At 73.6% G+C, this 12,427-nt stretch carries 10 protein-coding genes; 7 read left to right on the top strand and 3 right to left on the bottom strand.

Features of this window, described 5'->3' with window-relative positions:
* The first annotated feature begins 135 nt into the window (after positions 1-135).
* Together UW392_RS44140 and UW392_RS44135 are read left to right on the top strand one after the other, a co-directional pair.
* Entirely contained in the window at positions 136-606 is a 471-nt protein-coding gene (locus UW392_RS44140; RefSeq protein ID WP_320780957.1) for a DNA starvation/stationary phase protection protein, read from the top strand.
* Between the two features lie 46 nt (positions 607-652).
* Positions 653-994, top strand: coding sequence for a hypothetical protein (locus UW392_RS44135; protein ID WP_320780956.1), 342 nt, complete (start codon positions 653-655; stop codon positions 992-994).
* 3 nt (positions 995-997) lie between these two features.
* On the opposite strand, the gene UW392_RS44130 is transcribed toward UW392_RS44135, so the two are convergent.
* Together UW392_RS44130 and UW392_RS44125 are read right to left on the bottom strand one after the other, a co-directional pair.
* On the bottom strand, positions 998-1,846 hold the full coding sequence (locus UW392_RS44130) for an Fpg/Nei family DNA glycosylase (RefSeq protein ID WP_320780955.1): 849 nt from the start codon (positions 1,844-1,846) through the stop codon (positions 998-1,000).
* Positions 1,847-2,246: 400 nt separating this feature from the next.
* Positions 2,247-7,301: an ATP-dependent helicase gene (locus UW392_RS44125; protein WP_320780954.1), complete on the bottom strand. Its 5,055-nt coding sequence runs from the start codon at positions 7,299-7,301 to the stop codon at positions 2,247-2,249.
* A gap of 242 nt (positions 7,302-7,543) precedes the next feature.
* Here UW392_RS44125 and UW392_RS44120 point away from each other — a divergent pair, with 242 nt between their 5' ends.
* The 3 genes from UW392_RS44120 (at position 7,544) to UW392_RS44110 (ending at position 9,533) form a co-directional block, all read left to right on the top strand.
* Positions 7,544-8,422 carry an AraC family transcriptional regulator gene (locus UW392_RS44120; RefSeq protein ID WP_320780953.1) on the top strand — a complete coding sequence of 293 codons (879 nt, stop codon included), beginning with the start codon at positions 7,544-7,546 and terminating at the stop codon, positions 8,420-8,422.
* A 95-nt stretch (positions 8,423-8,517) separates the two neighbouring features.
* Positions 8,518-9,228: an AzlC family ABC transporter permease gene (locus UW392_RS44115; protein WP_320780973.1), complete on the top strand. Its 711-nt coding sequence runs from the start codon at positions 8,518-8,520 to the stop codon at positions 9,226-9,228.
* Positions 9,225-9,533 carry an AzlD domain-containing protein gene (locus UW392_RS44110; protein ID WP_320780952.1) on the top strand — a complete coding sequence of 103 codons (309 nt, stop codon included), beginning with the start codon at positions 9,225-9,227 and terminating at the stop codon, positions 9,531-9,533. Before UW392_RS44115 ends, UW392_RS44110 begins: the two co-directional genes overlap by 4 nt.
* Positions 9,534-9,604: 71 nt before the next feature.
* On the opposite strand, the gene UW392_RS44105 is transcribed toward UW392_RS44110, so the two are convergent.
* On the bottom strand, positions 9,605-10,513 hold the full coding sequence (locus UW392_RS44105) for a hypothetical protein (protein WP_320780951.1): 909 nt from the start codon (positions 10,511-10,513) through the stop codon (positions 9,605-9,607).
* Positions 10,514-10,591: 78 nt separating this feature from the next.
* Here UW392_RS44105 and UW392_RS44100 point away from each other — a divergent pair, with 78 nt between their 5' ends.
* Positions 10,592-10,786, top strand: a complete 195-nt coding sequence (locus UW392_RS44100) for a DUF3046 domain-containing protein (protein ID WP_320780950.1) — start codon at positions 10,592-10,594, stop codon at positions 10,784-10,786.
* A gap of 165 nt (positions 10,787-10,951) precedes the next feature.
* Positions 10,952-12,091: an AI-2E family transporter gene (locus UW392_RS44095; RefSeq protein WP_414497298.1), complete on the top strand. Its 1,140-nt coding sequence runs from the start codon at positions 10,952-10,954 to the stop codon at positions 12,089-12,091.
* Positions 12,092-12,427: the final 336 nt, after the last annotated feature.

Below are 12,427 nucleotides of genomic sequence, written 5' to 3'. Positions count from 1 at the left end.
GCCCCGGCCGGGGCTTCTCCGGGTTGATCCGGAGGAGTGCGGTCGGGGCTTTCCCGTGTCCGGGTCCGTTTGCCGGTGGGCGGTGCTGCGGTCATCGTTGAGGGACATGTCGGGGGGCAGCCGACGGAGGTGCGGATGTACGTCGTGAAGAGCCCGTTGTCCGACGAGAACCTGAAGACCGTCTCCGAGGCGCTGCAAGGTGCCCTCGTCGACCTGGTCGATCTGTCCCTCGTCGCCAAGCAGATCCACTGGAACGTGGTCGGGCCGCGGTTCCGCTCTGTCCACCTCCAGCTCGACGAGGTCGTCAGCACCGCCCGCACGCACTCCGACACGGTCGCCGAGCGCGCCGCCGCGCTGGGCGTGCCCCCGGACGGACGGGCCGCGACCGTCGCCGTCGGCAGCGGGATCGGCGTGACGCCGGAGGGCTGGGTCGACGACTCGGCGGCGGTCGGAGCGATCGTGGAGGCACTCGGCGCGGTCATCGCACGGATGCGGGAGCGGATCGCCGCCAGCGGAGACCCCGATCCCGTCACCCAGGACATCTTCATCCAGGTCACGGCCGACCTGGAGAAGCAGCACTGGATGTTCCAGGCCGAGAACGGGTGAGGCCGGTCCTCCCACGGCGTACGCGGGGCGCTGGAGGTGATGGGGCATGCCGGGTCGAATAGTGCGCCGGGGGGCAGCGCTGGGGCTGGGCGCGGTGTGGTGGTGGGCCGTGCTGCGGTTGACGCTGTCGTCCGACGCCGGGGTGGTGGAGGGGGCGGTCGCGGCGAGCGGATGGGGGTTGAGCCTGCTGCCGGTGCATTGTGTGCCGAAGGGGCGGAGCGGGGTGCGGGAGCGGGAGCGGGAGCGGGAGCGGGACCGGAGGGTAGCGCGGGTGCGCAGTGGGGCGTGGGTGCGTGATGAAACGCGGGTGAGAAGCGGGGCGCGGGTGCGGGACGGGGCGAGGCCGGGCGCTGAGGAGGACGCGGCTGTGCGGAAGCGAGCGTCCTGAGCGTCAGTCGGGTACGGCGGGACGGGCGCGGTGGCGGTGGGCTGCGGCGGACGCGGGGAGCGGGGCCGGGCCCGGTTGGCAGGTGGGGCACCAGTAGGTCGGGCGTTCGCGGGAACCGTCGCCCTGGTCGGCCACGCGGATCGGCGTACCGCAGCGCAGGCACGGGCGGCGCGCCCGGCCGTACACGAACATGTCGGGGCTCCGGCGGCCGGTGGTGTTGCGGACCGGACGGTCGCGGTTCGCCTCCAGGAGCCGGGCGGAGAGCGCGGGCAGGGCCGCCGCGCGGTCGGCGGGCAGATCGCCAACGGGCAGCCAGGGCGTGACGCCCAGCAGGAAGCACAGCTCGCTCTTGTACACATTGCCGATGCCGGCGAGGTTGCGCTGGTCGAGCAGGGCCTCGCCGAGGGGGCGGGCGGGGTCGGCGAGGAGATTCGCCAGGGCCAGCTCCGGGTCCCAGTCGGGACCGAGCAGGTCGGGGCCGAGGTGTCCGACGGCCCGGTCCTCGTCGGCGGTGCGGAGGAGTTCGACGACCGGCAGCCGGTAGCCGACCGCCGTGCGGTCCTCGGTGCCGAGGACGACGCGGATCTGGTGGGCGGGTCCGCCGTTCCACCGACTGCCGGGCCGGAACACCTTCCAGGCACCGTCCATCCGGAGGTGGGAGTGGAGTGTCACGCCGCCTTCGATGCGGGTGAGCAGGTGCTTTCCGCGCGGCGTGACGTCCAGGACCCGGCGGCCGGTGAGGTCGGCCGTGGCGTACCGGGGCACGCGGAAGTCGGTGAGGGTGAGTACCTTGCCCGCGAGGGCGTCGTGCAGCCGACGGGTGGCCTGCCAGACCGTGTCTCCTTCGGGCATGAACCAAGGGTGGCACGACGAGGCGGTGGACGGGGTGTCCGTCGGCCCCCGTGTGGTCATGGCCGCTGTTGGCGAGGTGCTGTCGGTGAAGCGTGGTCGGCGAGGCGTTGTCGGCCAGGGGGTATCCGGCAGGTGTTGTCGGCGAGGCGCTGTCGGCGAGGCGCTCTCGGCAAGGGGGCATCGGGTTCGTGTCGGCGGTGGGTCTGTCGTGGCTTGTCGCGCAGTTCCCCGCGCCCCTGGGGCGGCTGCCGCTCCCGGCGGTGTCCTGCCGTCCCGCCGGGTGCGGCTCACGCGGTCGGCTCGGCCGCGAAATGCCGGCGATCCGCTGGTCGGCCGTCGGCTCCCGGCGCTGTGCTTCGGGAGGGGGCGGTGGCTCCGGGTGGGCAGGGTCGCCGTCGTCTCATGCTCGGATGCGCAAGCCACGCGGTGTCGCGACGAAGCCCGCTCCTTCCAGTAGAGGGCCGATCGGGGCGGTCAGCGCCGCGGTGCCGTTGATCCGCTCCACGGTGACCGTGCCCACGGAGCCGGCGCGGGCGGCGGCCGCGAGCGCCTCCGTGGCGGCCCGTAGCCGGGCGTCGTCGGTCATCGGCGCCTCGGGGTCGGAGGGCCAGGCCAGCAGGGTCTTGCCGCCGCGCTCCATGTAGAGGGCCAGGTCGCCGTCGACGAGCACCACCAGCGAACCCGCCTTGCGGCCCGGCTTGTGTCCGGCGCCGGTCGGTGGCTCGGGCCAGGGGAGGGCCGCGCCGTAGGCGTTGGCCGGGTCGGCGGCGGCGAGGACGACGGCTCGCGAGGCGGGGGTGGCGGCACGGTCGCGGCGGCCCGGGTGGGTGGAACGGCCGGATGCGCCGGAGCCGTAGGAGCCGGAGCCGTATGGACTGGAGCCGTATGGATCAGAGCCGTAAGGGCCGGAGCCGTAAGGGCCGGAGCTGTATGGGCCGCGGGCGAACGTGTCGCTGTAAGGACCGGCGCCGCGGGGACCGCCGGCGCCCGGTCGGCCTTGGGCTCCCGGGCTCGGTGCCGCGTGGCCTCCGGCGGGGGCGGGCGCGGCGAAGTCGGTGTCGAGGGCAGGGAAGGGTGCGTCGGACCAGTCTGGTTCACCGGCGCCTGCCGGGCTCGCGTACGGGGCGCCGGCCGCCGCGTCCTGACCGCTGTGGCGGCCGTCGTGACGCTCGCCGGTGCCGGTGCCGGTCGTGGGGGGTGGCAGGCCGTCGCCGCGCTCTCTCGCGTTGGCCACCGCGCGGAGCCGGTCCACGGCGCCGTCCATCGCGAACTGGGCGGCGCCGAGCCCCTCCACCACGTAGCCGCGTCTGGCCTGCCCGCTCTCCTCGAAGACCGACAGGACGCGGTACGTCGCGGAGAAACCACCTTCGACGCCCTCCGCCGAGACGGCCCCGCGGGTCACCACCCCGTGCCGGTCGAGCAGTGTCCTGGCCAGGGCATGGGCCCGCACGGTGGTGTCCGTGTCGAGGGCGGGCAGCAGCGACCAACGGCCCGCGACGGTCGGTGGGCCCGTACGGGAAGCGGGGCGGGCGGCGGCCGTCAGGGAGCCGTAGCGTCCGCGCGGCACCCTGCGTTTGGCACGGTGGGCGGTGGAACCGGCCGTGCGGCCCGAGCCCAGGAAGGACCGCAGCGGCGCGAGCGTGTCGTTGGTCAGCAGGCCGGACCAGACCAGCTCCCACAGGGCGTCCGCCAGCTGTGGGTCGGTCACGTCGGGGTGGGTCGTCGCCCGGACCTGGTCGGCGATCTGGCGGAAGAACAGTCCGTAGCCGCCGGAGAGGGTGTCCAGGACGGACTGGTGCAGGGCTGTCGTCTCCAGAGGGTGCGGCGGCGGGGCGAGCAGGGGGGCCGTGTCCGCGAGGTAGAGGGAGAGCCAGCCGTCCTTGCCGGGGAGGGAACCGGCGCCCGCCCACACCACCTCACCGGCGGCGGTGAGCTCGTCGAGCATCGCCGGGGCGTAGTCCGCCACCCGGGAGGGCAGCACCAGCTTCTCCAGAGCGGAGGCGGGGACCGACGCACCCTGCAACTGCTCCACGGCGCGGACCAGGCCGTCGATACCGCGGAGGGTGTGCCCCTTGCCGATGTGCTGCCACTGGGGGAGGAACTGGGCGAGAGCCGCCGGCGGCACGGGCTCCAGCTCCTGCCGCAGCGCCGCCAGGGAACGCCGGCGCAACCGCCGCAGCACCGCGGCGTCGCACCACTCCTGACCGATCCCGGCCGGATGGAACTCTCCCTGGACGACCCGGCCCGCAGCCATCAGCCGTTGCAGCCCGCCCTCGGTGACGGCCACACCGAGACCGAAACGGGCGGCGGCCGTGGCCGACGTGAACGGGCCGTGGGTGCGGGCGTAGCGCGCCAGCAGGTCGCCGAGCGGGTCCTTGACCGGCTCGGTGAAGGCTTCCGGGACACCGACCGGCAGCGCCGTGCCCAGGGCGTCGCGGAGCCGGCCCGCGTCCTCGATCGCCGCCCAGTGGTCGCAGCCCGCGATACGGACCTTGATGGCGCGGCGGGCGGTGGCCAGCTCCTGGGCCCACTGGGGTTCCGCGCCGCGTTCGGCCAGCTCCGCGTCGGTCAGCGGGCCGAGCAGCCGCAGGAGGTCCGCGACGCCCTCGACGTCCTTGATCCGGCGGTCCTCGGTGAGCCACTGCAGCTCGCTCTCCAGTTCCGTCAGCACCTCGGCGTCGAGCAGCTCGCGCAGCTCTGCCTGGCCGAGCAGCTCGGCCAGCAGCCGGGAGTCGAGGGAGAGCGCGGCGGCACGGCGCTCGGCGAGGGGAGAGTCACCCTCGTAGAGGAACTGGGCGACGTAGCCGAAGAGGAGGGAGCGGGCGAAGGGGGAGGGCTCCGGGGTGGTGACCTCCACCAGGCGGACCTTGCGGGCCTCCAGGTCGCCCATCAGCTCGACGAGTCCGGGGACGTCGAAGACGTCCTGGAGGCACTCGCGGACCGCTTCCAGCACGATCGGGAACGAGCCGAACTCGCTCGCCACCTCCAGCAGCTGCGAGGCGCGCTGGCGCTGCTGCCACAGCGGGGTGCGGCGGCCGGGGCTGCGGCGAGGCAGCAGCAGCGCACGGGCCGCGCACTCCCGGAACCGGGACGCGAACAGCGCCGAGCCGCCGACCTGGTCGGTGACGACCTGATCGACCTCGCCCTTGTCGAAGACGACATCTGCCGCGCCGACGGGGGCCTGGTCCGCGTCGTACTCGCCGCCCGCCTTCGACGGCTCCTGGTCGAGCAGGTCCAGGCCCATCAGGTCGGCATCGGGCAGCCGCAGCACGATGCCGTCGTCGGCGTGCATCACCTGCGCGTCCATGCCGTACCGCTCGGAGAGACGGGCGCCGAGGGCCAGCGCCCACGGGGCGTGGACCTGCGCGCCGAACGGGGAGTGCACCACGACCCGCCAGTCGCCCAGCTCGTCGCGGAAGCGCTCCACCACGATGGTGCGGTCGTCCGGGATGTGTCCGCACGCCTCGCGCTGCTCGGTGAGGTACGTCAGGACGTTGGTCGTGGCGCGGTCGTCCAGGCCGGCCGCGACCAGCCGCAGCCGGGCGTCGTCCTCGGCGAGGGAGCCGACCTCGCGCAGGAAGGCGCCCAGGGCCCGGCCCAGCTCCAAGGGGCGGCCTAGCTGGTCGCCCTTCCAGAACGGCAGCCTGCCCGGCACGCCCGGCGCCGGGGAGACCAGTACCCGGTCGCGGGTGATGTCCTCGATCCGCCAGGAGCTGGTGCCCAGCGTGAAGACGTCCCCGACCCGGGACTCGTACACCATCTCCTCGTCCAGCTCACCGACCCGGCCGCCGCCCTTCTTGGGGTCGGCACCGGCGAGGAAGACGCCGAACAGACCGCGGTCGGGAATGGTGCCGCCCGAGGTGACGGCGAGGCGCTGGGCACCGGGACGGCCGGTGACGGTGCCCGCGACGCGGTCCCACACCACGCGGGGGCGGAGTTCGGCGAAGGCGTCCGACGGGTAGCGGCCCGCGAGCATGTCGAGGACCGCGGTGAAGGCGGACTCCGGGAGCGAGGCGAAGGGGGCCGCCCGGCGGACCGTCGTGAGCAGGTCGTCGACCTGCCAGGTGTCCAGGGCCGTCATCGCCACGAGCTGCTGCGCCAGTACGTCCAGTGGGTTGGCGGGGATGCGCAGGGACTCGATCGCGCCGGTGCGCATCCGCTCGGTGACCACGGCGGCCTGGACGAGGTCGCCGCGGTACTTGGGGAAGACCACGCCCGTGGAGACCGCGCCGACCTGGTGGCCCGCGCGGCCGACGCGTTGCAGGCCGGAGGCGACGGACGGCGGCGACTCGACCTGGATGACGAGGTCGACCGCGCCCATGTCGATGCCCAGCTCCAGACTGGAGGTGGCGACCACGGCGGGCAGGCGGCCCGCCTTGAGGTCCTCCTCGACCTGGGCGCGCTGCTCCTTGGAGACCGAACCGTGGTGGGCGCGGGCGATGACCGGCGGGGCGCCCTGGGCGGCACCGGAGCCGCCCATCAGCTCGGCGGGGGAGTGGTGCTCCTCCAGGGACTCGCCGGTCGCGCGCTCGTACGCGATCTCGTTGAGCCGGTTGCAGAGGCGCTCCGCCAGACGGCGGGAGTTGGCGAAGACGATTGTCGAGCGGTGGGACTGGACCAGGTCGGTGATCCGCTCCTCGACGTGCGGCCAGATGGAGGGGCGCTCCGCGCCGTCGTTCGCGTCGGCGACCGGGGAGCCGCCCAGCTCGCCGAGGTCGTCGACGGGGACGACGACGGAGAGGTCGAACTCCTTGCCCGACGGTGGCTGGACCACTTCCGCCTTGCGCTGCGGGGAGAGGAAACGGGCGACCTCGTCGACCGGGCGGACCGTCGCGGAGAGGCCGATGCGGCGGGCGGGGCGGGGCAGTAGCTCGTCGAGGCGCTCCAGGGAGAGCGCGAGGTGGGCGCCGCGCTTGGTGCCGGCGACCGCGTGCACCTCGTCGAGGATCACCGTCTCCACGCCGGTCAGCGCCTCGCGTGTGGCCGACGTCAGCATCAGGAAGAGCGACTCGGGTGTGGTGATGAGGATGTCCGGCGGGCGGGTCGAGAGCGCGCGGCGCTCGGCGGCAGGAGTGTCGCCGGAACGGATGCCGACCTTGACCTCGGGCTCGGGCAGCCCCAGGCGCACGGACTCCTGACGGATGCCGGTCAGCGGACTGCGGAGATTGCGCTCCACGTCCACCGCCAGGGCCTTGAGGGGGGAGATGTAGAGGACGCGGCAGCGCTTCTTGGGGTCGGCGGGCGGGGGCGCCGAGGCCAGCTGGTCCAGGGCGGCGAGGAACGCGGCCAGGGTCTTACCCGAGCCGGTGGGGGCGACGACCAGCACGTCCGAGCCCGCGCCGATGGCCTTCCACGCACCGGCCTGGGCGGCCGTGGGCGCGGAGAAGGCACCCGTGAACCAGCCGCGGGTGGCGGGGGAGAAGCCGTCGAGGGCTCGGTGTGCGGAGCTGACCATGCGTCCATCGTGCACCCGGGCACTGACAATCGGGGCGATCCAGGGCCCCGGGCGGGCGATCTCCGGGTCGGAACCAGGGCCGCGTGCGGGCGGTCTCAGGGTCGACCCGGGGTTCCCTGACAAGGTTCCTTGACGGGGTTCCGCACAGGGGCCTTGACGGGGTTCCGCACGAGGTCCTTGATGGGGTTCCGCAAGGGGGTCCTCGATGGGGTTCCTCGACTCGCCTCCCCGACAATGAGCGCATGCGACACGGTGAGCGGGCGCGGCACTGGCGGTTCGCCGCCCTGCCCGGCGTCGACCTGCTGCGGGCCCGGTACATACGGCAGACGTTCGTCCGGCACACCCACGAGCAGTTCGTGATCGCGGCGATCTACGACGGGGTGGAGGTCTTCCACCACGGTGGGGGTGACGTGTCCGCGGCGGCCGGGGAGCTGGCGCTGGTCAATCCCGACACCCCGCACACCGGGCGGGCGGGCGTGCCGCAGGGATGGCGGTACGGGGCCGTCTATCCCTCGCCGGAGGTGGTGGCCGGGATCGCCGCCGAGACGACGACGCTGCGCGGGACACCGGGGTTCGTCCGGCCCGTGATGGGTGATCCGTACGCGGTCGAACTGGTGCGACGGGTGCTGCGGGCCGCCGACGACGGCGACGCGCTGGCCGCCGACACACTGCTGCGGGTGGCCGTGACCCGGCTGCTGCGGCTGAACGGCGGGACGCTGCCGCGGCGGGAGGTGCGCTCCGCCGGGTCGAAGGTCGCGGCACGCGCGCGTGAGGTGCTGGAGGACCGGATGGCCGACCCGCCGTCCCTCGAAGCGCTGGCGGAGTCTCTGGCGAGCAGCCCGTTCGCCCTGCTGCGGGCCTTCCGGGACGCCTACGGCCTGCCGCCGCACGCCTGGCTGACGGACGCCCGGGTGCGCCGGGCGCGCCTGCTGCTGGATGCCGGGACGGCGCCGGCGGAAGCGGCCGCAGCGGTGGGGTTCACCGACCAGCCGCACCTCAACCGGCACTTCACCCGCATCGTGGGCGTCCCTCCGGGCGCCTACCAGCGCGAGCGCAAGAACGTACAAGACGCGCGGCGGCGACTGCTCCTACCGTCCGGGGCGTGGCAGAACAACCTGTAGGTACGCACTCACTCGCGCCGCCCGAGGGGAAGCCCGACGGCGCGCGTGAGCCTGACGCCGCGCGCAAGCCCGACGGCGCGGTCGTACGGGACGCCCTGGGGGTCGGCGTCGCCGTGGGGCTCTCCGGCTTCGCCTTCGGCGTGACCTCGGCGGGCGGCGGGCTCACGGTGGCCCAGACCTGCGCGCTCAGCCTCCTGGTGTTCACCGGGGCGTCGCAGTTCGCGCTGGTGGGGGCGCTCGCGGCGGGTGGCAGTCCCTTCACGGCCGCCGCCGGGGCCTTCTTCCTGGGGGTGCGCAACGCGTTCTACGGACTGCGGCTGTCGCAGTTGCTGGCCCTCCCGCGCGCGGTGCGGCCGTTCGCGGCGCAGTGGGTCATCGACGAGACGGCCGCGGTGGCGCTGGCCCAGCCGACGCGGCGCGCCGCCCGGCTCGGTTTCACCGTCACCGGCCTCAGCCTCTATCTGCTGTGGAACCTGACCACGCTGCTGGGCGCGCTCGGAGCGGAGGCGATCGGCGACACCGACACCTGGGGCCTCGACGCGGCCGGCCCCGCGGTCTTCCTCGCGCTGCTCGCGCCGATGCTGAAGAGCACCGTCGAACGGGCGGTCGCCGGCGTCGCCGTGGTGCTGGGACTCGGCCTGCTGCCGTTCCTGCCCGCCGGTACACCGGTCCTCGTCGCGGCGCTGGCCGCGCCCACCGTCCTGTGGGCGCACGGACGCGCAGGACGCGTAGGAGGCGCAGAACGCGCAGGACGTACCGAACTCGACGGACGTACCGAACGCACCGGGCAGGAGGAGGACAAGTGAACGTCTGGACAGCCGTCGTCCTGACCGCGCTCGGCTGCTACGCGGTCAAGCTGGCCGGGCTGCTGGTGCCCGCCGGGGTCCTGGAACGCCCCATGGTGCGGCGGTTGGCGGCCCTGCTCCCCGTCGCCCTGCTCGCCGCTCTCACAGCGCAGCAGACCTTCGCCGACGGGCACGCGCTCGTGCTGGACGCCCGCGCCGCGGGGCTCGCGGCGGCAGCCGTGGCACTGCTGCTGCGAGCCCCGTTCCTGCTGGTCGTCGGGGTCGCCGTCGTGGTGACCGCCGGGGTGCGCGCCCTGGCCGGGTGAGCGGTGAGGCCGCCGCCTGCGAGGACGCGGCCCGTCCGCGTCGGCAGAGCCCGCGGGTGCGGCCCGGTGGCTCAGTCGATGGGGCGGCCGTAGGCGCGCAGGGTGCGCAGGGCGCTGATGGCCGTTCCGGGCCGGGCCTCCAGGAGTGCGACCTCCGTCTCCGGCCGCGGCCGCACGGGCCAGCCGCCGTCCTCCTCCTGGGTGCCCGCGAGGAAGTCCAGGGAGCGTGCCATCTCGGTGTCCGTGAACCACGCGCGCGCGAGGGAGCGCGGCGACCGCGCGTAGTCGTGGGGGAGGTAATGCCGCTCGTCCCCGGCGGGCGGGCCGGCGGGGAGGTCGTCTGGGTCCAGTACGGCCAGGTGCCGCTCGCGGAGCAGACGGCCCAGCCGCGCGGCGGCCTCCTCCGCGCGCGGACGGTCGGGAACGGAGTCGAGGAAGGCCACCGCCGCGTGGATCTCCCGCGGGTCGGAGGTGTACAGCGACTCGACCTTCCGCCAGCAGAATTCGGTGGCCCGGAAGAGCCAGGCGTGCCACACCCCGTTGCGGTGCAGCAGACCGACGACGGGTCCCGTGGCGGCCAGCGTGCCGGGACGGGCCTTCGCGGCGGGACGGTCGGTGAGGGGCGCGGGCAGGGCGCCGTCCGCGGCGGAGACGGAGGTCAGGTACCGGCAGGTGTGCTCGATGTGCCGCCCGCCGCAGCGGCCCACGGCGTCCAGGACCCGCAGAGCGTGCGCGGTGTGCGGCTGACGGCTGTGCGGGCCGCGCAGCACCGGCTCCAGCGCGTGGCCGTAGCCGCCGTCCGGATTGCGGTAGGCGTCGAGCGCCGTCATCACCGGGGCCGCGTCGCCGCCCCGGAAGAGGTAGGCGAACAGGCGCTGTTCCAGCACGCGCGCGGTGAGCCACACGAAGTGCTCGGCACGGGCCAGCACGGAGCGCGCCGGGGGCATCGGAGGGAGCGCGGGCGCTCCGGTTTCGGCCATGGGTCAGACCGTAGGGCGGAAAGCGGTCTCCCAGGCGGCCCGTCCCCGGGCCACACCCGGGGGCGGGATACTGGGGACATGCGGTTGACGGTTTTCTGGCAGCGGATGACAGAACACTTCGGTTCCGGTTACGCCGACACCTTCGCGCGCGACCACGTGATGGCGGAACTGGGCGGACGTACGGTGAACGAGGCGCTGGACGCCGGCTGGCACGCCAGGGACGTGTGGCGTGTGGTGTGCACGGTGATGAACGTTCCCCAGGAACAGCGCTGAACCGCCACGGAGATCGCCGGACGGCATCCGGCTGTCGGCGGCGTGGGCGAGACTAAGACCGTGCCATCCTCTGACGAGACCGGGCGGGCGACTCCGCACCCATCACCGTCCGGCCCCGTGCCGCCCGCCGGACCCCCGGCCGCGGGCACCGGGCCGGCCGGACGCATGCCGCGCTGGCTGCCCCGCGCCCTGGTCCTCGCCCTCGCGCTGTACGCCGTCTTCCAGCTGGGCAGCTGGGCCTTCCACCAGCTCACCGGCCTTTTGATCAACGTACTGATCGCGTTCTTCCTGGCCCTGGCCGTCGAGCCGGCCGTGAGCTGGATGGCGGCGCGCGGGATGCGCCGAGGGCTGGCCACCTTCCTGGTCTTCATCGGGGTGCTGATCGCCACCGCCGGGTTCGTCACGCTGCTCGGCTCCATGCTCGCGGGCCAGATAGTGAAGATGGTCGAGGACTTCCCGGAGTACCTCGACTCCGTGATCAACTGGATCAACACCCACTTCCGCACCGAGCTGCGGCGCGTGGACATCCAGGAGGGGCTGCTGCGCTCCGACTGGCTGCGCAACTACGTCCAGAACAGCGCCACCGGGGTTCTGGACGTGTCCGCCCAGGTGCTCGGCGGCCTCTTCCAGCTGCTGACGATCGGGCTGTTCTCGTTCTACTTCGCCGCCGACGGGCCCCGGCTGCGCCGCGCGCTCTGCTCCGTCCTGCCGCCCGCGCGGCAGGCCGAGGTGCTGCGCGCCTGGGAGATCGCCGTGGACAAGACCGGCGGTTATCTGTACTCGCGCGGCCTGATGGCGCTGATCTCCGGCATCGCCCACTACATCCTGCTGGAGATCCTGGAGGTGCCCTACGCGCCCGCGCTCGCCGTGTGGGTGGGCCTGGTGTCGCAGTTCATCCCCACCATCGGCACCTATCTCGCGGGCGCCCTGCCGATGCTGATCGCCTTCACCGTCGACCCCTGGTACGCGCTGTGGGTGCTGGGCTTCGTGGTGATCTACCAGCAGTTCGAGAACTATGTGCTGCAGCCCAAGCTGACGTCGAAGACCGTGGACATCCACCCCGCGGTCGCGTTCGGCTCGGTCATCGCCGGCACCGCGCTCCTCGGCGCGGTCGGCGCCCTGATCGCCATCCCGGCGGTCGCCACGCTCCAGGCGTTCCTCGGCGCGTACGTCAAGCGGTACGACGTGACGGACGACCCCCGGGTCCAGGGACGCCGGGACCGTGGCCCCGGCCCGGGACTGCGCACGCGCGTGCGGCATCTTCGGGACCGGTGGCGCACGGGGTCGGAAGAAGGCTCGTCCTAGGGCGCCCGGACGACTCCCGGAGAGTCCGGACGACTCCTGCGGCATCCGGACGACCGCGGTCCCGCCGTCCAGGTCCACCGTCGTCCGGTGCGGCGGTGCCCCGTCGTCCCGGCCCGCCCCGCGCGCAGCAGCAACTGGGGTCGGAGCGCGTGTGGTGCGCTTGACACTAAAATCGAACATCCATTCTTATGGAGGCTCCAGCGACGCTCGCGACGGGCGATTCGACTGGCTATGGACGGAGATGCACCCGAGTTATCCACAGGTGGGACCTGCGTCGGGGCGCATTGTCAGTGGCAGGCGTTAGCGTCTTTGACGTGAAGCGATCGACTCAAGCAA

The sequence above is a fragment of the Streptomyces sp. CRN 30 genome (assembly GCF_034105845.1).
This window is presented reverse-complemented; position numbering and strand designations above follow the sequence as displayed.